At 72.4% G+C, this 23,943-nt stretch carries 16 protein-coding genes, 1 pseudogene and 1 riboswitch; of the genes and pseudogenes, 12 read left to right on the forward strand and 5 right to left on the reverse strand.

Translation table 11 applies throughout. The features are described 5' to 3' along the window. Window positions 1-431 precede the first annotated feature (431 nt). Window positions 432-3,806 carry a pyruvate carboxylase gene (locus GFH48_RS35000; protein ID WP_153292074.1) on the forward strand — a complete coding sequence of 1,125 codons (3,375 nt, stop codon included), beginning with the start codon at window positions 432-434 and terminating at the stop codon, window positions 3,804-3,806. A gap of 317 nt (window positions 3,807-4,123) precedes the next feature. Here the strand turns inward: GFH48_RS35000 and GFH48_RS35005 are convergent, their stop codons facing one another. Continuing rightward, complete coding sequence (locus GFH48_RS35005; RefSeq protein ID WP_153292075.1) at window positions 4,124-5,344, reverse strand: saccharopine dehydrogenase family protein; 1,221 nt, start codon at window positions 5,342-5,344, stop codon at window positions 4,124-4,126. A gap of 132 nt (window positions 5,345-5,476) precedes the next feature. Here GFH48_RS35005 and GFH48_RS35010 point away from each other — a divergent pair, with 132 nt between their 5' ends. The 5 genes from GFH48_RS35010 to GFH48_RS35035 all read left to right on the forward strand — a co-directional run bounded on the left by GFH48_RS35010 (window position 5,477) and on the right by GFH48_RS35035 (window position 12,818). Then, window positions 5,477-6,187 (forward strand): TetR/AcrR family transcriptional regulator, encoded by a 711-nt coding sequence (locus GFH48_RS35010; RefSeq protein ID WP_153292076.1) that lies wholly within the window; start codon window positions 5,477-5,479, stop codon window positions 6,185-6,187. Window positions 6,188-6,500: 313 nt separating this feature from the next. Further along, window positions 6,501-7,136 (forward strand): GNAT family N-acetyltransferase, encoded by a 636-nt coding sequence (locus GFH48_RS35015; RefSeq protein WP_153292077.1) that lies wholly within the window; start codon window positions 6,501-6,503, stop codon window positions 7,134-7,136. Window positions 7,137-7,268: 132 nt separating this feature from the next. Next, entirely contained in the window at window positions 7,269-8,294 is a 1,026-nt protein-coding gene (locus GFH48_RS39540) for a hypothetical protein (protein ID WP_228121107.1), read from the forward strand. A gap of 378 nt (window positions 8,295-8,672) precedes the next feature. Further along, window positions 8,673-8,846, forward strand: a riboswitch (cyclic di-AMP (ydaO/yuaA leader). Window positions 8,847-8,902: 56 nt separating this feature from the next. Continuing rightward, window positions 8,903-10,564 carry a C40 family peptidase gene (locus GFH48_RS39545; RefSeq protein WP_228121109.1) on the forward strand — a complete coding sequence of 554 codons (1,662 nt, stop codon included), beginning with the start codon at window positions 8,903-8,905 and terminating at the stop codon, window positions 10,562-10,564. A gap of 835 nt (window positions 10,565-11,399) precedes the next feature. Next, on the forward strand, window positions 11,400-12,818 hold the full coding sequence (locus GFH48_RS35035) for a lamin tail domain-containing protein (protein ID WP_228121110.1): 1,419 nt from the start codon (window positions 11,400-11,402) through the stop codon (window positions 12,816-12,818). Window positions 12,819-12,972: 154 nt separating this feature from the next. Here GFH48_RS35035 and GFH48_RS35040 read toward each other — a convergent pair whose 3' ends face one another. Both GFH48_RS35040 and GFH48_RS35045 read right to left on the reverse strand, forming a co-directional pair. Further along, window positions 12,973-13,806 carry an MHYT domain-containing protein gene (locus tag GFH48_RS35040; RefSeq protein ID WP_153292079.1) on the reverse strand — a complete coding sequence of 278 codons (834 nt, stop codon included), beginning with the start codon at window positions 13,804-13,806 and terminating at the stop codon, window positions 12,973-12,975. Between the two features lie 551 nt (window positions 13,807-14,357). Continuing rightward, entirely contained in the window at window positions 14,358-15,728 is a 1,371-nt protein-coding gene (locus GFH48_RS35045) for a diacylglycerol/lipid kinase family protein (RefSeq protein WP_153292080.1), read from the reverse strand. A gap of 363 nt (window positions 15,729-16,091) precedes the next feature. Between GFH48_RS35045 and GFH48_RS35050 the strand changes: the two genes are divergently transcribed. The 4 genes from GFH48_RS35050 to GFH48_RS35065 are packed head-to-tail and all read left to right on the forward strand — an operon-like array spanning window position 16,092 to window position 18,920. After that, complete coding sequence (locus GFH48_RS35050; protein WP_194280765.1) at window positions 16,092-16,796, forward strand: response regulator transcription factor; 705 nt, start codon at window positions 16,092-16,094, stop codon at window positions 16,794-16,796. Continuing rightward, entirely contained in the window at window positions 16,793-18,277 is a 1,485-nt protein-coding gene (locus GFH48_RS35055; RefSeq protein WP_153292082.1) for a sensor histidine kinase, read from the forward strand. Before GFH48_RS35050 ends, GFH48_RS35055 begins: the two co-directional genes overlap by 4 nt. Window positions 18,278-18,324: 47 nt before the next feature. Then, the gene (locus tag GFH48_RS35060; protein WP_153292083.1) at window positions 18,325-18,723 is read left to right on the forward strand and encodes a hypothetical protein; all 399 of its coding nucleotides are present in this window, start codon (window positions 18,325-18,327) and stop codon (window positions 18,721-18,723) included. Then, window positions 18,720-18,920, forward strand: a complete 201-nt coding sequence (locus tag GFH48_RS35065; RefSeq protein WP_153292084.1) for a hypothetical protein — start codon at window positions 18,720-18,722, stop codon at window positions 18,918-18,920. The genes GFH48_RS35060 and GFH48_RS35065 overlap by 4 nt, the downstream gene beginning before the upstream one ends. Window positions 18,921-19,198: 278 nt before the next feature. Here the strand turns inward: GFH48_RS35065 and GFH48_RS35070 are convergent, their stop codons facing one another. Further along, window positions 19,199-20,386 carry a PP2C family protein-serine/threonine phosphatase gene (locus tag GFH48_RS35070; protein WP_322747033.1) on the reverse strand — a complete coding sequence of 396 codons (1,188 nt, stop codon included), beginning with the start codon at window positions 20,384-20,386 and terminating at the stop codon, window positions 19,199-19,201. 243 nt (window positions 20,387-20,629) lie between these two features. On the opposite strand from GFH48_RS35070, the gene GFH48_RS35075 reads away from it, so the two are divergent. Beyond that, a complete protein-coding gene (locus tag GFH48_RS35075) occupies window positions 20,630-21,994 on the forward strand; it encodes an FAD-dependent oxidoreductase (RefSeq protein WP_153292085.1) in 1,365 nt (454 codons plus the stop codon). 378 nt (window positions 21,995-22,372) lie between these two features. Here the strand turns inward: GFH48_RS35075 and GFH48_RS35080 are convergent, their stop codons facing one another. After that, a complete protein-coding gene (locus GFH48_RS35080) occupies window positions 22,373-22,990 on the reverse strand; it encodes a TetR/AcrR family transcriptional regulator (protein ID WP_153292086.1) in 618 nt (205 codons plus the stop codon). 272 nt (window positions 22,991-23,262) lie between these two features. Between GFH48_RS35080 and GFH48_RS35085 the strand changes: the two are divergent. After that, window positions 23,263-23,799: pseudogene (locus GFH48_RS35085) on the forward strand ((2Fe-2S)-binding protein); the annotation flags it as partial. Between the last annotated feature and the right edge of the window lie 144 nt (window positions 23,800-23,943).

Below are 23,943 nucleotides of genomic sequence, written 5' to 3' on the forward strand. Positions count from 1 at the left end.
GCCGGCCTGCGCGGCCAGGCCGGTGCAGCGCCGGGGGGATCAGGGGGACGTCCAGCGGCAGGCGTGCTCTGCGCCCGAGGCCGCGATTGCCTACGGCAGGGTGAGCGCGAGCAGAGCGAAGACCTTGATGCTCTCGTGCACAGGACCTGTAGAACCGAGGGACCTTGGGTGGCAGCCTACGGAAGGCACCGGCTCGCCGGCCGGCCCCTCGTGCGCCGGCGGCCCGTTCGGGTACGTACAGAGGCCCACATATGGCGATCTCGCCACCGTTTCCCGGCCGGTCGTACGAAGATGATCTTCACGATGCCGCGGATGAGCGACCGGCCGGTGGTGATTCGGCCCGGGCTGTTCTTGTGCGGGTGTAGACAGGGCAACAGTCACGAGGGCGCCCGTCGGGCGCGCCCGTCGCGAACGTCAGGAAGGGACTGTGCATGTTCCGGAAGGTACTTGTCGCGAACCGTGGTGAGATCGCCGTCCGCGCGTTCCGCGCCGCCTATGAACTGGGCGCGGGAACAGCGGCGGTGTTCCCCTACGAGGACCGCGGCTCGCTGCATCGTCTCAAGGCCGACGAGGCCTACGAGATCGGCCGGAGAGGGCACCCGGTGCGTGCCTATCTGTCGGTCGAGGAGATCGTGGGGGCGGCGCGCAGGGCCGGGGCCGACGCCGTCTACCCCGGCTACGGATTCCTGTCGGAGAATCCGGAGCTGGCCCAGGCCTGCGAGGAGGCCGGGATCACGTTCATCGGCCCCGGCGTCGGCGTGCTGGAACTGACCGGGAACAAGGCCCGCGCGGTCGCCGCGGCCCGCGCGGCGGGCGTCCCGGTCCTGGGGTCCTCGCAGCCGTCGAACGATCTGGACGAGCTGACCGCCGCCGCGCAGGACGTCGGCTTCCCGCTGTTCGTCAAGGCGGTCGCCGGCGGCGGCGGACGTGGCATGCGGCGCGTGGACGACCCGGCACACTTGCGCGAGTCGATCGAGGCGGCGTCCCGTGAGGCCGAGTCCGCCTTCGGCGACGCCACCGTCTTCCTGGAGAAGGCCGTCGTCGACCCGCGCCACATCGAGGTGCAGATCCTCGCCGACGGCGACGGCAACGTCATCCACCTGTTCGAGCGGGACTGCTCGGTGCAGCGGCGCCATCAGAAGGTCGTCGAACTGGCCCCGGCGCCCAACCTCGACCCCGCGCTCCGGGACCGCATCTGCGCCGACGCGGTCGCCTTCGCGCAGAGCATCGGCTACCGCAACGCCGGCACCGTCGAGTTCCTCCTCGACCGCGACGGCAACCACGTCTTCATCGAGATGAACCCGCGTATCCAGGTCGAGCACACGGTGACCGAGGAGGTCACCGACGTCGACCTGGTCCAGGCGCAACTGCGCATCGCCTCCGGCGAGACCCTGGCCGACCTCGGCCTCGCGCAGGACCGCATCCAGCTGCGGGGCGCGGCGCTCCAGTGCCGGATCACCAGTGAGGACCCGGCCAACGGGTTCCGGCCCGACACCGGCACCATCAGCGCGTACCGCTCGCCGGGCGGCTCCGGAATCCGGCTGGACGGGGGTACCGCCTTCGTAGGCTCGGAGATCAGCGCCCATTTCGACTCCATGCTGGTGAAACTCACCTGCCGGGGCCGCGACTTCGCCACCGCGGTGCGGCGCGCGCGGCGTGCGGTGGCCGAGTTCCGCATCCGCGGCGTGGCCACGAACATCCCGTTCCTGCAGGCGGTCCTCGACGACCCGGACTTCCAGGAGGGCAGGGTCACCACCTCGTTCATCGAGGAACGCCCGCACCTTCTGACCGCGCGCCACTCCGCGGACCGCGGCACCCGCATGCTCACCTACCTCGCCGACGTCACGGTCAACAAACCGCACGGTGAGCGCCCGCACCTCATCGACCCCACGACCAAACTGCCGGACGTCACGACCGGCGCACCGCCCGCCGGGTCGAAGCAGCGGCTGACCGAACTGGGGCCGGAGGGCTTCGCGCGGTGGCTGCGGGAGTCGACGTCGGTGGGTGTCACCGACACCACCTTCCGGGACGCCCACCAGTCCCTGCTGGCCACCCGGGTGCGGACGAGGGACCTGCTGGCCGTCGCCCCGGCCGTGGCCCAGACCCTGCCGCAGCTGCTGTCGCTGGAGTGCTGGGGTGGCGCCACCTACGACGTCGCCCTGCGCTTCCTGTCCGAGGACCCGTGGGACCGCCTGGCCCGGCTGCGCGAGGCGGTGCCCAACATCTGCCTCCAGATGCTGCTGCGCGGCCGCAACACGGTCGGCTACACCCCCTACCCCACGGAGGTCACCACCGCCTTCGTCGAGGAGGCCACCCGGACCGGAATCGACATCTTCCGCATCTTCGACGCGCTCAACGACGTCGGTCAGATGCGACCCGCGATCGACGCCGTGCGCGAGACCGGATCGGCCGTCGCCGAGGTCGCCCTGTGCTACACCTCGGACCTGTCCGACCCGGCCGAGAAGCTGTACACCCTCGACTACTACCTCCGGCTCGCCGAGCAGATCGTCGACGCCGGCGCGCACGTCCTGGCGATCAAGGACATGGCCGGACTGCTCCGGGCACCCGCCGCCACGAAGCTGGTGACCGCGCTGCGTAGGGAGTTCGACCTGCCCGTCCATCTCCACACCCATGACACGGCCGGCGGCCAGCTGGCCACCTACCTCGCCGCGATCGACGCGGGCGCCGACGCCGTGGACGGAGCGGTGGCCTCCATGGCGGGCACCACCTCGCAGCCGTCGCTGTCCGCGATCGTCGCGGCCACCGACCACTCGGCGCGACCGACGGGGCTGAGCCTGCGGGCGGTCGGCGACCTCGAACCGTACTGGGAGATCGTCCGCAGGATCTACGCGCCGTTCGAGGCCGGCCTCGCCTCGCCCACCGGACGCGTCTACGACCACGAGATCCCCGGCGGTCAGCTGTCCAACCTGCGTGTCCAGGCACGGGAACTGGGCCTCGGCGACCGCTTCGAGGACATCGAGGCCATGTACGCGGCCGCCGACCGGATGCTCGGCCGGCTGGTCAAGGTCACACCGTCGTCCAAGGTGGTCGGCGATCTCGCCCTGCACCTCGTCGGCGCGGGCGTGCCGCACGAGCGGTTCGCGGCCGACCCCGGCGCGTACGACATCCCGGACTCCGTGATCGGCTTCCTGCGCGGCGAGTTGGGCGACCCGCCCGGCGGCTGGCCGGAGCCGTTCCGCAGCAAGGCGCTCAAGGGCCGTGCCGCGCCCAGGCCGGTCGTCGAACTGTCCGGCGAGGATCGCGACGGACTGGAGAAGGACCGGCGGGCCACCCTCAACCGGCTGCTGTTCCCCGGGCCGGCGAAGGAGTTCGAGGCACACCGGGAGGCCTACGGCGACACGGGCGTCCTGCCGAGCAAGGACTTCTTCTACGGTCTGCGGCCGGGGGAGGAGCACGAGGTGGACCTCGACCCCGGGGTGCGGCTCCTCATCGTCCTTGAGGCGATCGGTGAGGCGGACGAGCGGGGCATGCGTACCGTGATGGCCACGCTCAACGGCCAGCTCCGGCCGATCCAGGTGCGTGACCGCTCGGTGGCTTCGGACCTGCCGGCGGCGGAGAAGGCCGACAAGTCCGACCCGAAACACGTCGCCGCGCCGTTCGCCGGAGTGGTGACGCTGTCGGTCGCGGCCGGGGACCGTGTCGAGGCGGGCGCGACCGTCGCGACGATCGAGGCGATGAAGATGGAGGCGGCCATCACCGCCCCGGTCGGCGGGACGGTCGGTCGGCTGGCCATCAACTCCGTCCAGCAGGTCGAGGCGGGCGATCTCCTGATGGTGGTCGCCTAGACATCGCCTGCGAGGGCCGGGGGCCGACTCCCGCCGGCCCTCGCCGACTCCCGCCGGACCCCGCCGTCCCTCGCCGGACCCCGCGAGGACGATCGCCCGGGACCTGGAGCCGTCCCGTCACCCGGCCGACCTCGGTACCCCGGGGCGTCGTCCGGCGCTTCGGGCCGACTCCGGTACTCCGGACCGTCGTCCGGGGCTCCGGGCGCTTGTCCGGGATCCAGGGGCCGCCAGGTACGGCGGCCCCTGTCCGAGGGGGGCGGTCGGCTGCCGGCCGCCCGCCCCTACGCACGGCGCTGACGGGCGGTGGCCCGCCGCGGTCACTGCTCCCGTATGCCCCACGGCGACCCGTACGCGGTGAGCAGGTCGAGGAAGGGACGGGCGGGGAACGCCTCCGGGCCGAGGACTCCCGCGCCGCTCCACGCACCCGTCGCCAGGAGTTCGAGGGCGACCACCGGGTTGACGGCCGTCTGCCAGACCACCGCCTGGGAGCCGTACTCGGCCATCGACCACTGGTTGTCGACCACGTGGTAGAGGTAGACCTCGCGCGGCGCGCCGTTCTTGGTGCCGCGCACCCAGGTGCCCGCGCAGGTCTTGCCGTGCATGCGCTCGCCGAGTGTCGCCGGGTCCGGCAGACAGGCGGCCACGACGTCCCGGGGGGACACGGCGACCGGGCCCGCGGCGCTCGGCACCGTGACCGGGTCCGTGCGGTCCAGGCCCAGCAGATGCAGCGTCCTGAGGGTCTGGATGAACTCCTCGCCCAGGCCGTACTTGAACGTCACGCGCCGCGCGTCGATCCAGCGCGGCACGAGCAGCACCTCCTCGTGCTCCACGTTCACGCACTCCACCGGGCCGATGCCCTCGGGGAATTCGAAGACCTCCGGTTCGCTGAACGGCGCCGTGGTGAACCAACCGCGGTCCGCCTCGTAGACGACCGGCGGATTGAGGCACTCCTCGATGGTGGTCCAGATGCTGAAGGACGGTGCGAAGTCATAGCCGTCGACGGTGAGGTTCGCGCCGTCGCGGATGCCGATCTCCTCGATCTCGTCGAAGAGCTCGTCGGCCGCGTACCGCGCGAAGACGTCGGACAGCCCCGGTTCCACACCCATGCCGACGAGGGCCAGCGCGCCCGCCTTCTCCCAGTCGGCGGCCTGCGCGAACTGCGCGTCGCCGAGCATGACCCCGCACTCGTCGTACGGCCTCTCGGGATGCGGGCGCGACAGGGACATCGCCATGTCGAGGTAGGTGGCGCCGGCCGCGCGCGCCGCCTGGAAGAGGGGCATCACGAACCGTGGATCGGTGGCGTTGAGCAGGACGTCGCAACCGTGCCGGTTCAGCAGCGCGGTCACCGCGCCCTGGTCCGACGCGTCGACGCGCTCGGCACGGAAGCGGTCCGCGGCGTCGGGGAGGGCGGCGACCGCGGCCTCGGCGCGGCTCAGGTCGTAGTCGGCCACGACCATCTCGTCGAAGAACGGGCGACGGGCCGCGATCCGGGTGATGGCGGTGCCCACACCGCCGGCTCCCACTAGCAGAACACGCATGACACGGACTTCCTCTCTGTCGAGAAGGGACGTGCCCGTGCGGACCGGAGACACGGCGCCCCTGGCGGCAGATCCAACGCCGGACGCTCGGATAAGGTCAATGGTGTTGGCATAAGGAGACGGGAGACCACGGTGCCGAAAGCGGTGGTGCCCGAGGAGAAGCGGCGGCGCCGGCGTCCCACCAGGAGCGGCACGGTGCTGTCGGAGCGGCTCATCGTCGAGACCGCCCTGCGGATGCTGCGTGAGCACGGCAGCGCGGGACTCACCGCCCGCCGTCTCGGCCTGGCCCTGGACGCCGATCCCAGCACCCTGTACCGGTACTTCCGCGGTATGGACGACCTGACCCTCGCGATCGGCGACGCCCTGATCGGGCAGGCGCTGGACGGCTGGCGGCCCACGGGGGAGTGGCGGTCGGACCTGCGCGGCCTCGGGCTGCGCATCCACGCCGTGTACGTCGGGCATCCACAGGCGGCCCTGCTGACCGCGAACCGGGTCACCGGCCGGGCCCACGAACTGGCGGCCGACGAGGCCATCCTCGACGTCCTGCGCACGGCGGGGTTCCCGCTGCCGGACACGGTACGGATCTATCAGGCCTTCATCGACCAGACGCTGGCCTTCGCCGCGCTCGACGCGGCCTCGCTGGCGCTGCCGCGCGAGAGCCGCAGCGCCGACGAGGACATGTGGCGTTCCACGTACGCCCGGCTGCCGCGCGCCACCCACCCGCGGATCGCGGAGGCGGCACCCCTCCTGGCGACCCGCATGGTCGACAGCGCCTACCCCACGGCTCTGGAGATGCTGCTGGACAGCGCCGCGGCACAGTGGGAGACGCTGAGCGCCCGCTGACCGCGGTCCGCTGTCCTGGCGGTCCCTCGCCGGGTACGGTCCCGAGCCGGGAGCCGGGAGCCGGGAGCCGGGAGCCGGGAGCCGGGAGCCGGGAGCCGGGAGCCGAGAACCGAAAACCGGGAGTCGCGAGCCGGGCGGTTCGAGCCGGGCGGACGAGTGGGGTCGAGGAGCGAGGCGGGGCGAGCGGGGCGAGCGGGACCGGACGAGGGGGGCGAGTGCGGCCGGGCGAGCGGGCAGAGCGCGTGGGGCCGGTGGGCGAGCGAGGCGGTCCGGACGGTGGCGGGAGCGCTCCCATGTCGGGAGGATACGGCTCATGACTCAGCAGCCGACGATCCGCCGCTACAAGACCGAAGACCGTGCGGCGGTGGGGCACGTGTGTGTGATGACGGCCGACGAAGGAGGGGACTCACGGGAGCTCTATCCCGACGAGGAGTTGATGCCGTCCCTGTTCGCGTACCCCTACTGTCAGCTCGAACCGGAGCTCGCCTTCGTGCTCGACGACGGGACCGGCCGGGCGGTCGGCTACGTCCTCGGCACCGCCGACACCACGCGGTTCGTCCGGGACTTCCGCGACATCTGGATCCCGAGCGTCGCCGGGCGCTACCCACGGAGTACGACGCCGCCGCGCACGCCCGTCGACACGATGATCGACCTGCTGCACCGCCCCGAACGCATGATCCTGCCCGAACTCGCCGCCCATCCCGCTCATCTGCACATCGACCTGCTCCCGCACTGGCAGCGCAGGGGCCACGGCCGGGCGCTGATGGACACCTTCCTGGACGCGCTCGCCGATCGGGGTGTCCCCGCCGTGCACCTCGGCATGGTCACCGCCAACACGTCGGCCCGCGCCTTCTACGACCGTCTCGGCTTCCACGAGATCCCCGTACCGGACCCGGGCCCGCTGACGTATCTGGGCAGGCCGACGGGCCGCGACCGCCGGTCGCCCTGACCCGCACGGGCGGTGGGGCCCGGGCCCGGGGCAGGGAGAGCGCGCGGCCGGACTCAACCTAATGAAGATCTCGTGCCTCTATATGAGGAGACGTCCTGCGGGTGGTGGGGGGAGAGGGCATTGCTTAGGGCGGTGGAAGAGCGTCGCGGCGATGTCGGCAACGGACACGTACACGGAGGGGCGGCGGGAACCGCCGGCGGGCCGCCGCCGTCCGCGGCGCGCGACGACGTACGGGGGCGTCCGGGCGGCACCCTGCACCGGTTCGTGTCGTTCGTCGCGCGCGTCCTGCGCGGCGAGTGGCACGGCATGGTCGTCGAACCGTTCCGGCAACTCCTGCGCCGGGGACTGTCCGGACTGGTGCTGGCGTTCGTGGCGGCCTTCGGGGTCATCTTCTTCCACGCGATCGCCCAGCATCCGGCCGGCGCCACGGTGGTGCGGCTGACCGGCGGGGTGAAGGCGTGCCTGCCGTTGCCGTTGGCCCTGTTGCGGACTCCCGTGTCGCTGTACGTCCCCGCCCTCGACCTGCCGGTGTGGGCGGGCATCACGCAGTTGTTCCTCGCCTTCGCCCTCGCCGAACTCGCCCTCGGCCGGGCCAGGACCCTGGCCATCGCGTACATCACCACGCTGGCGGGCACCCTCATCGTCCGCGTGATGATCGCGATGGGTCCGGGCTGGTGGGGTCTGGGGCTGCCCTCCAGGACGGGGCAGGTGCTGGACACCGGCCCGTCCGCCGCGGTCGTGGGGCTGTTCACCTACCTCGCGGTCGTCCGACGCGCGCCCGTGGTGTTCGCGCTCACCGGCGGCTCGATGGTGTGGGAGTCGGTCGCCAAACCCAATCTGGCCGGCCGGGAGCACCTGATCGCCGTGGCGGCCGCGATCGTCCTGGGGTTGTCGCACGGACGCAGGCGAAGACCCTTGCGGGCTCTGACGGTCCTGCTCCACTCGCGTCGAGCGGCGGCCGGGCCGACCGGCACCCCGGACCTGCGGAAACCACCCGCTCCACGGTCCTTGACGGAATCACCAGCCATGGCGGAATCATCAGTCATGGCGGAATCTTCGGCCTCGGCGGAATCGGAAGAATCGGCGGTCTCGCCGGACCCGCCCGACCCTCCGAACCCGGCGAATCGCGCCAACGGGCAACGGGTGCGCCTGCGCTGACGCGGGCGGATCGAAGGGAGGGCCCGTGCCAGGCGCATGGAGCCGGTCACGGAGGTGCGGTGAACCGGGCTGTTCCGCGGGCGCCCCGACCCCGCGGCTGCCGTCCCCTCGCGGGGTCACGCGTACCGGCATCCATGGAACAGGTACCGGCATCCATGGAACAGACGGAACCGGCGGAACGGGAACGGACGGAACAACGGGCGCGGCGGAAGTCGTGCCGACCGGCGCCGTGGTGGGCGGACTCACCCGGGATCGGGAGTACGACGAAGGTCACAATTACATATCGGACACTTCGCACTTCAATCTTCACGTGAGGCACACAAGTTGGCTAAGTTGGCGGCAGGCCTCACGACTTCCTCCGGCGAACCTCGCCGGGTCGCTCGGCCTCCGCCTAATCCGGTGCGGCCTCGCGGCGACCGGAGCCGGGGACCCAACCGAACCCTGGGGTGAATCGGCCAACTGCCCCACGGGGCAACGGCCGTAGGGCATACCTTCCGGATCTGTCCGCCCGAACCCGACAGCTAACTCGGTAGGCGGTGCACGGAAGGAGTACGTCTGCCATGGCGCCGGAACGCACCCCGGGCCCTGGAGGCACCAGCCTCCCCGGCATGCCCCGCTCCGCACCCGCGACGGTGGCCCGCTCCTCGGCGGACCGGTTCCCGCAGAGCCCCAACTCGGCCTCCTCCGGCGGGGACGACGGTCCGAGCCGCGAAGAGGTCCAGCAGCGGATCAGTTCCCTCTACGACCGGGCCGAGACCGCCACCGGGAACTACAACGCGACCCGCGCGATGACCACCGGTTCACGCAGTCGCCTCAACCCGGCCCGGGATAACGGGCGCAGGGGTACCGACGCCACTCTCGACGACGTGTCCCGGCCCTGGTTCGACGTGGGCCGTGCCCAGTTGGGTCCGACGGTGCCGGCGAGGCTGCCGGCCGACAGAATGCCGAGGCGCACGGCCGAGGCGCGCCCCGCCGTTCCCTCGAAGCGTCTGGAGGGCGGACCCTCCGCCCGCGCCCTGGAGGCCGCGGGCCGCCCCGTTCCGGAGCTTACCGCCGGACCGGGAGCGGGGCCCGTGGCCGAGTTGACCGCCGGACCGGCGGCAGGGCCTGTGGCGGAGCTCGCCTCCGGGAGGGCTGTCGCGGCGCTGCCGGCCGGGACGGGGGCACGGCAGGAGGCCGTCAAGGCCCTGCCCGCCCCGGCCGCCGAGTCCTCTCACTCCTCGCTGAAGAACCGCAAGGAGCAGAACCGGCGCAAGCTCGCACTCGCCCGTGAACTGCTGTCCCGGCACGTCGTCCAGCAGCGGATCGCCCCGATCGCGGCGATCGAGGCGCGGCCGCCTCAGGAGGTCTGGCCCACCCCGGAGGACCAGGTCCGCCGCGAGGCCGAGGACCAGTGGCGGCGCGCGCAGTCGGCCGGGCTGGGTATGGGCGCACCCGTGGACACGGCCGCACACGGGGGCATGGGTGCCCCCGTCGGCATGGACGCGTCCCTCGGTGCGGGAACGCCTCTCACCTCGGACATGACGTTCCCCTCCGACACGACGTTCACGTCGGGCATGACCTTCGCCTCGGACACGGCGTTCGCCTCGGGCACCGCCTACGCTCCGGAGCTGTCGTACGCCCAGGACATGGCCTACGCCCCCGTCCAGCTCCCGGCCCCGGAACCGGTCCGTGCGCAGGACCTGGTCCGTGCCCAGGAGATGTCTTTCGCCCAGGAGTCGCCCGCTGTTTCGGAGGCGGCCCACATCCCCGCCATGAGCGTCGCCCCCGCCCCGTCGGTCGGGTCCGCTCCGTTCGCCCCGTCCGTCGTTCCCGGCCCGTCCTTCGCCCCGGTCTCACCTGTCGACGCGGCGGTGCCCACCACCGCGGGCATGGTCATGGGCGGCGGCGACACATCGGGCTCGGGGTACGACATGAAGGCCGCCAAGGCGCTGGCCTTCGCCCGTGCCCAGATCGGCAGGCCGTGCGTCTGGGGCGCGGCCGGACCGGGCTCGTACGACTGCGCGGGGCTCACCCGGGCCGCCTGGATGGTGGCCGGGGTCGCACTCCCGCGTACCGCGCGCGACCAGGCGACGGCGACCACGGCGATCCCGCTCACCGACATCCGGGTCGGCGACCTGATCTTCTTCTACGGCGACGTCAGCCATGTCGGGCTGTACATCGGCGACAGCATGATGATCCACGCGCCGAGCCCGGGGGCGTACATACGCGAGGAGTCGATCTTCTACGCCGGACAGGCGGCGATCCACAGCGCGGCGCGGCCCGCGTAAGGGGCGGGCGGGCTCGCGTACGGCCCAAGTCCTCCGACCTGACGAGGGGTCGCCCAGGCGGCGACCGGCCTGGCACGACCTGAACGGCGCCCGTACCGATGCGGGACGGGCGCCGTGCATCCGCGTCGGGCAGGCGTGCCGGTACACGCGGCGAGGCGCCGAACGGGCCCCCGCGGATGACTACTTGCCCGAGAGGGGCATGGACGTCGCAGTCCCGTCGGTGAGCACCGACGTGTCGTCTGACGGCTCGGTGGGGGGAGGCTCCGGCGGCGGGCTCGGCGGGCTCGGCGGGCTCGGCGGGCTCGGCGGGCTCGGCGGGTTCGGCGGGTTCGGCGGACTCCGCGGACTGGCAGGCCCATGTGCGTCTCCAGCGGCGAGAGTTGACGGAAGGCGTCGTCGCTAGCGGGCGACAGGGGAGTGGTAGCCGCTTTCGCGCGCGTGGCGCGGCCGCTCTGTGGTCCCGGAGACAGGCCGGTCGAACGCGGAAGGTGCCCAGCGACACCGGCCCGGCGCCTCCTCCGTGGAGCCCCCGGTGCCCGCGCAGGTGACGTACCGTCCGCTCGTCCCTGGCGGAGACGCGACGGCATGGGTGTCCAGGCGCCGGCGCCTGGACACCGGCGCGGTGGCGAGGCGACGCGGTCGCACAACTCGGCGACAGGGATGCCGCCTTGGCGCGCCCTTGTGGTGGCGGACACCAGTCGATCAAGTCCGTTCGGTGCGTACCCGCGGTGTTCGCGGCGTGTTCAGTCCGTGGTCGCCGGTGTGCCCGAAGCTTCGCCGGGAGCGTGAGCGCGCTCCTTGTCTGCCCGACCCCCTGAAAAGAGGACCGGCCACCTTGCGTACGCACTGGCGTAGACAAGCCCCCATCACCGCCGCCGCCCTGACCCTCCTCGCCCTCGGTCTGTCCGGTGCGCCCGCTTCGGCGCAGGACCCGTCCACGGTGCGGATCAACGAGGTCGAGTCGAGCGGCGGCAGCCCCGGCGACTGGATCGAACTCGTCAACACCGGGACCGCCGCGGTCGACGTGTCCGGGTGGATCGTCAAGGACAACGACAACTCCCACTCCTACAAGATCGGCAAGAAGACGTCGATCGCTCCGGGCGCCTTCCTTGCACTGGACGTCGAGTCGTCGTTCGGGCTGGGGAGTTCGGACTCCGCGCGGCTGTTCCAGACGGACGGTTCCACTCTGGTGGACTCCTACACCTGGACCGATCACGCCGGCACCACATACGGGCGGTGCGCGGACGGCACCGGCGCGTTCACGACCACGACGGCGCCGACCAAGGGCGCGGCGAACGCCTGCGGGACCACCGGCGGCGGGGGTGAGCCGCCTGCCGTCACCACGTGGCCGGGCGGCGCGGCGGTCACCGTCGCGGACGGTTCGAACGTGTTCGGGGAGAACCTCAGCGGGCTGTCCTTCGAGAGCGAGAGCGTGCTCTGGGCGGTGAACAACGGCCCCGGCAAGCTGTACCGGCTCGTGCCCAACGGCGCGACGTGGCGCCCCGATCCGGCCGGCGGCTGGGGATCCGGCAAGGCCCTGCACTACGCGGGCGGCAGTGGCGACCCCGACGCCGAGGGCGTGGTCGTCACCCCCGACGGCATGTTCGTCGCCACCGAGCGGGACAACGGCAAGAGCTCCACCAGCCTGCCGAAGATCCTGCGCTTCGACGCGTCCTCCACCGCCTCCTCGCTGAACGCGACCGCGGAGTGGAACCTCACCTCCGACCTGCCCTCTCTGCCCGCCAACTCCGGTCCCGAGGGCATCTCGTGGATCCCGGACACCTACCTGACCGCGCACGGACTGCGCGACGAGCACACCGGCGCCGTCTACGACCCGGCCGCCTACCCCGGCCACGGAAGCGGTCTCTTCTTCACCGGTGTCGAGGACAACGGCACCGTCTACGCCTACGCCCTCGACCAGTCGGGCGGCGGATACACCCGCGTCGCCACCATCGCCAGCGGCTTTTCCGGGGTGATGGACCTGGAGTTCGAGCCGGCCACCGGTCACCTGTGGGCGGCCTGCGACGACACCTGCGAGGGCCGGACCTCGACCCTCGACATCAACGCCCAGGGCAAGTTCGCGGTCACCCACACCTATGACCGTCCCACCGGCATGGCCAACTACAACAACGAGGGATTCGCGATCGCCCCCCAGTCCGCCTGCGCCGCCGGTCACAAGCCGGTCGTGTGGTCCGACGACACGAACGACGGCGGCCACGCACTGCGCGCCGGCACGCTGAACTGCACCCCCTGACACCGGAGGGGCGGGGCGGGGTGCGCGACAGGCGCTCCCGCCCCGCCTCGCTCGGTGTCAGAGGGTGCTCATGGGCACCCGGGAAGGTCCGCGAGGAGGGCCGCGGTCGCCGGTGGGAGCCGGCTGAGCGCCCCGGGCGCCGACGACTCTCCCGTCAGCGGGCGTGCGACGGGGGGACCCGGCCTCCCCGGTGCGCGGGGGAGGCGGTACCGGCCGGACCGGACACGGACGCGGTGTCGCCCCATGTGCCGTCCCCGAGCACGACCTCGGGGTCGAACATGACGATCACGGCGGCGACCAGGAGAACCATCAGCGGGCCGGCGATCATGACGAGGAGGAACGCCAGCAGGCCCGCGGAGGACTGCGAGGCCGAGGGCGCCCGGGTGAGGTGAACCGTCACAGCGGCCATGCCGGTGTAGTGCATCCCGGTCACCGCGACTCCCATGACGAGGCTCGCTCCCAGACTCGCCCACAGCCCGTGCACGGAGACCGCCGCCCACAGTGCCGCGGTGGCGGCGACGACGGCGATGACCACGGACAACGCCACGGTCCCCGCGTCGTAGTGCAGGTTCCCGTGCGTGCGGATGGCCGCCATACCGAGGTAGTGCATCGCGGCCACCCCGAGCCCGGTGATGACGCCGGCCACGCCCAGAGTGGTCGGCCGCGCGCCCCGGTAGCCGACCAGGAAGACACCGAGGGAGACGACGACGATGGCGACGACGAGGCTGAGCACGGTGGTCACCGGGTCGTAGCGCACCAGGGCACCCTGCACGCTGAAGCCGATCATGGCGATGAAGTGCATGGTCCATATGCCGCAGCCGATGGACACGGCGCCCAGTGTCAGCCAGCCGGCTCTTCGCGCCTGGTGGGTACGCCGCAGCGACCGTGTCGTGCACCGCAGCCCGAGCGCCGCCCCGAGGCACGCCATCAGATAGGCCGCGATCGGGGTGACGGGCCCGTAGTAGAAGTCGGAAACGGTGGCGGTCATGGAAACGATCCCTTTTCATGCTGGACGGCAGGGGAGGTACCGGGAACCTGGTGCGCACCCGCGGGGCGGTGTGACGTGCCCTCACCCCGGTTTCGCGTCATCCGAGGCGCGACGGGAGCGAAACCGGCGTGCGGCCCTCCGCTCGGGAGGGCGCCGCGGCACCGCGATGTGGTGTGGAAGACACGACGCGAGGTCCTCGGCTTCCCCCGGTGACCGCGTACGTGTGCCGACGCGACCGGGCCGGCGTGGCGTGGCACGCGGAGCCCTGGCGCGGTCGGGACGGTTCCAGCGGTCGGATCAAGCCACTTGGCTGGCTTGTTCGCAATTCAAGCACACCTTGCCCACCGTTCCGCCCCATCCGGACTTCCGCCCTCCGAAGCGACGTACCGTCAGCTCGCGACGCGAAGGCGGCAATGGCCCGCCGGGCACGCGGCCGGGCACGCGGCCGGGAACAGGGCCGGTCGTGCCCGGCGGGAACAATCGATGCGCGTGGCCGGAGCCGGGCCGGCCGGTCCGGCTGTTCCGGGGGCGGCGTTCCGGGCCGACCGCCGTCAGGGGCGCGGGGCGGTGCCCTCGGTGTGGACGGGCCGGCGGCCGGGGTGCTTCCGGCCCGCGGTCGTCGCGAGTTCGCGCAACCGGCGCCAGTTCAGGGGCGGTCGGGGATCGGGCACACCGGGACGTCGTCTGGGTACCCGGACGCGCAGCGCGCCCGGTTCGACGCGGCAGTGGACCGGGGTGGGCAGCGTCAGGGCCTCGCCGTCGACGCCGGCCTCGATCTCCGGTCGGTCCGCGTCGACGACCACCTCACGGGTGGTGAGGACCGCGAGGCCGTCCGCCGACGGATCCAGCACCAGGGCCGCCGCCTCGGCCGCGCTGTCGACCTTGATCCCGAGGACGCCGAGCAGCCCGGAGTCGAGCCGCTCGCGGCGGCCGATCCCGGCCGGATCGTTCGTGCGGTAGGCATTGTTGCTGACCAGCACCGCCTGGGGGGCGTCGAGCGTCGCGCCCTCGGTGCGGACGGTGAGCCGCGGCCCGCGTCTGCGGGTGAGCAGCTCGGGCAGGAGCTCCAGGATGGTACCGATCTTGTCGTCGCGGTACGCCGGGCTCTGGACGACCGCCGCGTACGCGCCGAAGGAGGCGTTGTTGACGAACGGATGCCCTCCGGCGAAGCCGAGGTCCACACGGAGTTCGACGCCGTTGGTGAGGGCGTCGAGGCAGCGCGCGGGGTCGTCGCGGTCGAGTCCGAGGTCCATCGCGAAGTGGTTGCGGGTACCGGCGCAGACGACCAGGAACGGCAGACCGTGTTCGGCGGCGACGGCCGCGACGAGCGCCTGCGTGCCGTCGCCGCCCGCGACGCCCAGCAGATCGGCGCCGTCGGCGACGGCCGAGCGCGCCAGCGCCGTGACGTCCTGGTGCTCGTCGGGGTCGAGGAGGACGACCCGCGCGCCGAGCCGTTCGGCCTTCTCCACCAGGCCGAACCTCGCCACCTTCCCACCACCGGAACGAGGGTTCATGACGAGGAAAGGGCGGCGCGGGGGCGCCGTCCGGTGTTCCCTGGCGGGCCGGAAGCGGGGGCCGTCGCCGCGCAGCGCGTAACGGCCGGCCCAGACGGCCGCTGCCCACAGCAGCAGGGACACCGGCACGGCCCACAGCAGGAAGAGCGCGAACAGGGTGACGACGGCGGCGGGCGTGGCCACCGCCAGCAGCGCCGCCACCCAGCGCAGCGGGCCACGCCGGGTCAGCGTCCACCAGGTCGCGGCCGCCGTGACGACCACGCCGACGAGCGCGACCGCGAGCAGCAGGACGCCGCCCAGGCCGCCCTTGGCCAGCGGCAGCAGCACCGCCAGCGCCGCCGTGGTCAGTGCGGCTCTGGCCGCCCACCGCCGTCCGCCACGGACCGCTCCGCTCGTGTCCTCGGTCATCGCTCCTCCAGGGATGCGCGGATGCGTCGATGCACGGGTGTGCCGAAGCGCGGGTGCGCCGGTGTACGGGTGCGCCGGTGTACGGATGCGCGTGGGCTTGGATCAACGGTGCCCGGCCGGTGCGGCCCACTCCACCACAGACGGCGCGCGGAGCGATCAAGGACCCGGTGCGGGCGCGGCCCGTCACCCGGGAAGGGGATCCGGGCGAGCCGGCCGGACGGCGGCCGGGCCGCGCTCGGGAAGGGGCCGTGGGTACCCCTCGGGAACGGGGACGGCGCCACTGATGCACGATGGGCGGCGGCGGACCACGGACCGGGCCGGGTCCGTGGCGCGGAGAGACGGCGGCGCGGAGGGACAGTGGCGATGAGCGCGGACCGGGGCAGGGTCCTGGTCGTCGACGACGACGCGGCGATACGCCGCTCGCTGGAGCGCGGACTACGCCTCGGCGGATTCACCGTGGACCTGGCCGACGGCGGCCGCCCGGCGCTGGCCGTGGCCCGCAGGAGACCACCGGACGTGATCGTGCTGGACATCTCGATGCCGGACCTCGACGGCATCGAGGTGTGCAGGACACTGCGGGGCGAGAACAACGACGTACCCGTGCTGATGCTCTCCGCGCTCGACGAGACCGCCGACCGGATAGCGGGACTCCAGGCGGGCGGCGACGACTATCTGGTCAAACCCTTCGCCCTCCAGGAGCTCGTGCTGCGCCTGGAGGCGCTGCTGCGCCGCAGACCGCCGCGCGACACCGACACCGTACGGGTCGGCGGCCTGCTGATGGACCCCGCCGCCCGCACGGTCAGCCTCGACGGCCGGCCGGTGGACCTGACCCGGCGCGAGTTCGAGCTGCTGCACGTCCTCGCGCGCAACGCCGGTCTCGTCCTCAGCCGGGATCAACTCCTGGACCGCGTATGGGGATACGACTTCGACGTGCGCACCGACGCGGTGGACACCTTCGTCAGCTACCTGCGCCGCAAACTGGAGACCTCGGACCGCGCGCGGATCATCCACACCGTGCGGGGCGTGGGCTTCGTCCTGCGGGACGACCGGGCGGAGGGGAGACGGTGAGGCTCTCCACGCGGATCGCACTGGCCGTCGGCGCCGCCGTGCCCGTCCTGGTCCTGGCCACCGGCTGGCTGCTGCTGCGGCTGGTGGCGACGGATCTGCACGATCAGCAGGACGCCCATCTGCGCGAACGCGCGGCCACCGTGGCCAAGGACGCCCGGGGACTGCTGCGCGCGAGCGCCGCGGACCGGTCGGCGGCCGTGGAACAGGCACGGCAGCGGCGGCTGTTCACCTCGGCCCTGGACGTCGGCGTCCGGCTCATCGGCCCGGACGGGACCTTCACCGGCGGCCCGCAGCCGGACGCCGGGGCGCCGCTGCCGCCGAGCGCGCCGGTCCCGGTCACGCTCCGCGCCGACGGGCACAGCTGGCGGATCCTGTCGACCCGGGTGACCGGCGCGCGGCCCGGAGTGCGCGGCACCCTGTGGCTGTTCGCGTCGGACACCGCCGCCGACACCCAACTGCGCCTGGTCCGGCGGCGCGCGGTGTCCGTCGCGCTGCTCGCCGCGCCGCTGTCCGGACTGCTCGCCTGGGGTGTCGCCGCCCGGGCGAGCCGGCCGCTGCGCCGACTGCAACGCCGCGCGAGCGGCCTGGACCCGCGTTCCAGCCCGACCCGCCTCGACCACACCCCGACGCGTATCGCCGAGGTGGACGATCTCGCGCACACCCTGCAGACCGTCCTGGCCCGCTACGACGAACAGGCCGGCAGAACGGCCGAGGCGCTGGCCACCGCCCGCTCCTTCGCCGCCGCCGCCTCGCACGAACTGCGCACTCCGCTGATGAGCATGCAGACCAACCTGGAGATCCTCACCGGCCATCCGGAACTCGCCGGAACCGACCGGGACGAGGTGTTGCACGACCTGCGCCGCGAGCACGCCCGGCTGCTGGGCCTTCTGGTGATGTTGCGCGACCTCGGCCGCGGGGACCTCGTCGAGGCCGACGCCTTCGGTCCGGTGGACCTCGCCGACGTCGTGGAGGCGAGCACGGAGGAACAGCGCCGGCGCCATCCGCACGCACGGCTGTCCGGCCGCTGCGTGCCGGGCCTGCGGGTGCACGGCTGGGAACCGGGGCTGCGGACCGTGGTGGACAACCTCCTCGTCAACGCCCTGGTGCACGGGCACGGGGAGGGACGGCCCGCCCAGGTGGAGGTGAGCCTGCGCGCGAGCGGCACCGACGTGCTCCTCGTCGTCGACGACCAGGGTCCCGGCATCCCGCCCGAACTGCGCACGCAGGTCTTCGAACGCTTCCGGCGGCGGCCCGGCAGTCCGGGCTCCGGCCTCGGACTCACCCTGGTCGCCCAGCAGATCGCCTTGCACCGGGGGCAGATCCGGGTCCTGGAACGGCCGGTGGGACCGGGCACCCGGATCGAGGTCACCCTGCCGCTCGTCAACGGCACGCAGGGCGAAGAGAACACGTTGCCGCTCCGGCGCAACTGGATGATCGCGGCGGCCGAACGGCCACAAGAATTCGACAAGGACGACTCCTAGTTTCCGCGGTGTGCGGGCAACCGCCCGTGAACACGGAGGAGTTCGTCATGCCAAGCACCAGGAATGCCGTGGTCTCGTTGGTCGCCGTGGGAACGCTGCTGGGCGCCGCGGGCGCCGCAGCGGCGGACACCGCGTCTCCCGCGCCGTCCGGCGCGCCGACGGGCGACGGCGCGGCGGCGCTGTGCCGGCGCGCGCCGAAGATCGACCAGCGGATCGACCGGATCCTCGACCGGCTGCACGCGGACGCGTCACAGCGCGGTTCCGTCGCCCGTCTCGAACAGCGCGTCGCCAACGCCAAGTCGGCGGGGCACACGGAGATCGAGAGTTACCTCAACGACCGGCTCACCTTCCGGCGCTCCCTGATCCCGACCCTGGAGGCACGCCAGAAGGACCTGTCCCAGGTCGAGAAGTGGTGTGGCGCCAACGACAACGGGACGAAGAAGTGAGGGGCGCGCGCCGGCTCGCACCGGCAGGGCTGGCCGCCGTGGCCGTCCTGCTGCTGGCCGGCTGTGGCCACGGCGAGGACGCGGGCCGGCCGGCGCCCGCTTCCTCGTCCACCACGGACCTCGGCCACCTGCGGAATCTGGTCGACGGCGCCGATTCGGCGGCGAGCAAGGCGGAGTCGGACATGGACCGGGAGTGACCGTGGCGGACCGGGAGTGACCCTGGCGGACTGGACCGGGAGTGACCGCGGCATTGCGTACGGGTGTCGCGTACCGGTGTCGCGTACCGGTGTCGTGACGCCACCCCACCGACGGGCCGGTCACCGGCGCGGCCGGGACTGGCCCGGCACCCGGCCGGAGGTCGCTGCGGTGCGTTCGGCGCGGCCTGGACCGCGCCTGCGCCCTGCCCGAGGCCGGGTCACCCGGCGCGGTCGAGACCGCCCGGCGGTCGTCCTGAGGGCATCGGTCCGTGGCCGGATCAGGTCGGTGGCCCAGGGACGGACGGCGGACCGCCGGGGTGACTCCGGTGGTGTCCGTCGAGGGGGTGGGCCGTGAGATGCGGTCGGTGCGGGTGCTCGGAGGCGGTGCGTTCGACGATCAGGAGGGCGGCGTCGTCGGAGGGACGGTCGCCGACGTGGGCGAGCAGGTCGTCGTGGATGTGACGCAGCAGCGCGTCGGGTCCGGCGCCCCGGAAAGTGGCCACCCGCTCGGCGAGGGGGTAGAAGTCGCCCACCGGTGAGCGGGCCTCGATGACGCCGTCGGTGTAGAGCAGCAGGATGTCGCCCACCTCGAAGACGAACGGGTCCGTGCGGTGGCGCGCGGCGGGCGGTTCGCACAGGCCCAGCGGGGGCAGCGGGTGCCGGGCGTGCAGGACCTCGATCTTCTGGTCGTGCATGAGCAAGGGCGGCGGATGGCCGCAGTTGATCATCTCGACCTGGCTGCCGTGGTCGGGGATGTCGAGGATGAGCGCGGTGATGAAGTGCTCGCCGGGATCGTGTTCGGTATCGGCCACCTCGTCGAGGTCTCGGCACACGCTCGCCTCCAGCGCCGCCGTCAGTTCGGGCAGCGTGGCGTACCGCTGGGCGCCCTCGCGGAACGCGCCGAGTGCCACCGACGCCTCGCCGATCGAGGACATGCCCTTGCCGCGGACGTCCCCGATGACGAGCCGGGTGGACGCGTGGGCGGAGCGGGCCACCGCGAAGAGGTCGCCCCCGATCCGGGCCTCGTCCTCGGCCGCGAGATACAGCCAGGCCACCCGAAGCGGCCCGATCCGGCGCGGCGGCGGCCGCAGCAGAACCCGCTGCGCCGTCTCGGCCACCGAGCGTGACCGGCTCAGCTCCAGTGCCCTCCGCTCCCGTAGGTGACATACGAAGACCACCAGGGCGGACAGCACGGTCAGGGCGATGATCTGCGCGATGTGGTTGGAGGTGGTCAGGCCGCCGTGCAGCACCGCGATGCACACCTGGGCGGTCACGGCGAGCGCTCCGACCAGAGCGGTCAGCCGCGGTCCGGCGAGCGAGGCGGTGAGCGCGGGAGCGATGACCAGCAGCGGACCGAGATGGATGTCGGCCGGCGAGTGGATGTCCACCACCGTGATCACTATGATCAACGCGACGGGGATCACCACCAGTCCGCGGCCTGACGGCTGCTCCACGAGGCGGTCCACTGACAAGCGCCGGACGCTCACCTCCCCATTTTCCCCCGGACCCGGAGCACCTGCTCTCCGGCACCCGGCCAGGCATCCGTCGGGAGTCCCGCCGGGACTCTCCGATTTCTAGGGATGTCCTTACAAACAAGGGTCATAAGTCGCCCTTATGTGGTCATAGATCCAACCCGAGTACTGACTAAGGCATGCCTTAGCTTAGGCTTCCGGGCGAGTCACCCTGCCCCCTTCGAAGGGAATCTGATCATGCCTCGCCCTCTGCGGGTAGCCATTGTCGGAGCCGGTCCCGCCGGCATCTACGCCGCCGACGCGCTGCTGAAGTCCGCAGTGGCCGTCGAGCCCGGTGTGTCCATCGACCTCTTCGAGCGGATGCCGGCCCCCTTCGGCCTGATCCGCTACGGCGTCGCACCGGACCACCCGCGGATCAAGGGCATCATCACGGCCCTGCACCAGGTGCTCGACAAGCCGCAGATACGTCTCTTCGGCAACGTCGACTACCCGGGGGACATCAACCTGGACGACCTGCGCGCCTTCTACGACGCGGTGATCTTCTCCACGGGCGCGACGGCGGACCGGGCCCTGGACATACCCGGCATTGGTCTCGACGGCTCGTACGGCGCGGCGGACTTCGTCTCCTGGTACGACGGGCACCCCGACGTGCCGCGGACCTGGCCCCTCGAAGCGGAGAAGGTCGCCGTCCTCGGTGTCGGCAACGTCGCGCTCGACGTCGCGCGCGTCCTGGCCAAGACCGCCGAGGAGCTGCTGCCGACCGAGATCCCGCCGAACGTCCACGAGGGGCTCCGGGCGAACAAGGCGCTGGAGGTCCACGTCTTCGGCCGCCGCGGCCCGGCACAGGCCAAGTTCAGCCCGATGGAGCTGCGGGAGCTGGACCACTCGCCGAACATCGAGGTCATCGTCGACCCCGAGGACATCGACTACGACGAGGGCTCGATCGCCACCCGGCGCGGCAACAAGCAGGCCGACATGGTCGCCAAGACGCTGGAGAACTGGGCCATCCGCGACGCCGGCGAACGGCCCCACAAGCTGTTCCTGCACTTCTTCGAGTCGCCGACCGAGATCCTCGGCGAGGACGGCGAGGTCACCGGCCTGCGTACCGAGCGCACCGTCCTCGACGGCACCGGGAACGTCAAGGGCACCGGCACCTACAAGGACTGGGACGTCACGGCCGTCTACCGTGCCGTGGGCTACCTGTCCGACAAGCTCCCCAAGCTGCCCTGGGACGTCGAGTCCGGCACGGTCCCCGACGCCGCGGGCCGGGTCATCGAGGAGACCGGCGAGCACCTGCGCTCGACGTACGTCACCGGCTGGATCCGGCGTGGGCCGGTGGGCCTGATCGGCCACACCAAGGGCGACGCCAACGAGACCGTCGCCAGCCTGCTCGACGACCACGCGGGCGGCCGTCTGCTCACGCCCGCCGCGCCCGAACCTGAGGCCGTGGACGCGTTCCTGAAGGAGCGCGACGTCCGCTTCACGACGTGGGAGGGCTGGTACCGGCTGGACGCCGCGGAGAAGGCCCTCGGCGAACCGCAGGGCCGCGAGCGGGTCAAGCTCGTCGAACGCGAGGACATGCTCGGCGCCAGCGGAGCCTAGGGACACCGCCTCCGTGGGAGGTGTGCGCGCCTCCCATGGTCGGGAGGCGCGCACACCTCCCGCGGTCGTCCGGCGCGTCCGCACCGGACGACCGTGCGGACCGCGTGGGTCCTGAGCGCTCCGGCGGGCATCGTTGTCGAGGGACACCGTCGATGCGGCGGTGTCCCGTTCGACGTACGTACGGGTGAGAGCAGGAACAAGACCGGAGGAGTACGGCCGTGCCCGGGCTGCGCGCGCACGCCCCGTGGTTCCGCCGGACGGTGACGCCGCCGCCGACCGTCACCCGCGCCGGGCTGCCGCGCCGGTGACGTGATCCCGGTGCAGGGCGCTCGACGCCCGCCCCACCCCGGCGCGGCGCTTGGGGCCCCGGAGCTCTCCTCAGTCCGCGTCGATGGAGGCCGGGCCGGACGCCGGTGGCCGTGGGCCCGGCGCGCCCACCCGCAGACCGTCCATCACCAGGTCCAGCAGTCGCGCGGCGCGCGGCTGCCAGTCCCCGTGCGCGTCCATCTGCCAGAGGCCGGCGATGGCGAGGACGAAGTCGTCGGGGGTGACACCCGGGCGGATGGTGCCCGCGCGCTCGTTGGCGTCGAGAAGGAGGGAGACGGCCGCGGAGACCGCGCCGTGCCCCAGCTTGGTCAGGGTGCCCCGGGTCACGGTGGACGCGCGCAAGGCCTCGGCCAGGCCCGCCTTGGCCATGGCGTACTGCGCCAGACGGTCCATCCAGTCGCGAAGGGCCCGGTCCGGGGTCCGCGTCTCCAGCAGCTGGGCCGCGGTGTCGGCGAGCTGCTGCACCTCGTAGCGGTAGACCTCCAGGACCAGCGCCTCGCGGTTGGGGAAGTTCCGGTAGAACGTGCCCTGCCCCACGCCCGCCTTCTTGGCGATCGCGCTGAGCGGGGTGTCCGAGGAGCGGGTCAGTTCCGCCAGGGCCACTTCGAGGATGCGCTCGCGGTTGCGCTGCGCGTCCGAACGCAGCGGGGCGTCCTTCTTCTGCTGCACTCGTCCCCCTTCCGGCAGGCACGGCACTCGTGGCGGAGCCCGTCCTTGCTAAGTGGACAGCTGTCCGCTAAGTTCGGAGTGAGTGGACAGCTGTCCACTTAGGTTCACCATAGCGTGAGATCCGGCCACCGTGGACTGTCGGTGCGTCTCGGAACGGGCCCTGCCCCGCACCCTGTACGGGCGACTCCCGGGCCCCATCCGCCCACCCCGACGACCGCGCAGCGCCATTCCTTCCCCCGCGACCCCCGCGACCCGGCGAAAGAAGGCTGATCATGGCCCCACCGACGTCCAGCGCCATCACCCTGCACATCAATGGCGAGAAGTACACGCTGCCCGTCGACCACCGCACCACCCTGCTCGACGCGCTGCGCGAGCACCTCGATCTGACGGGTACCAAAAAAGGCTGTGATCAGGGTCAGTGCGGCGCCTGCACGGTGCTGCTCGACGGGCGCCGGGCCGTCTCCTGTCTGCAACTCGCCGTCGCCGCCGAGGGCCGCGACATCACCACCATCGAAGGCGTGGCGGACGGGGATCGGCTGCACCCGGTGCAGCAGGCGTTCCTCGACCTCGACGGCTACCAGTGCGGCTACTGCACACCGGGCCAGATCTGCTCGGCCCTCGGTGTGATCGAGGAGCACGCGGCGGGCTGGCCGAGCGCCGTGACCGCCGACGTGCGGCCCGAAGCGGGCGTTCCGCCGCTCGGTGCGGAGGAGATCCGTGAGCGGATGAGCGGCAACCTGTGCCGCTGCGGCGCCTACGTGTCCATCGTGCGGGCAGTCGCCCGGGCGGCAGAGGACGGGGCGGTCCGTGCGGGGCGAGTCCGTACGGGGGAAGTCCGTACGCGGGAAGCCCGTGCCGTGCGTTCGGACGTCATGGACTCCGACGTCATCGCCTCCGACGTCATCGCCTCCGGCGGCGCGGAATCCGGCGCCGCGCAATCCGTTGCCGTGGAG

The sequence above is a fragment of the Streptomyces fagopyri genome (genome assembly GCF_009498275.1).
GTDB classification, from domain to species: domain Bacteria; phylum Actinomycetota; class Actinomycetes; order Streptomycetales; family Streptomycetaceae; genus Streptomyces; species Streptomyces fagopyri.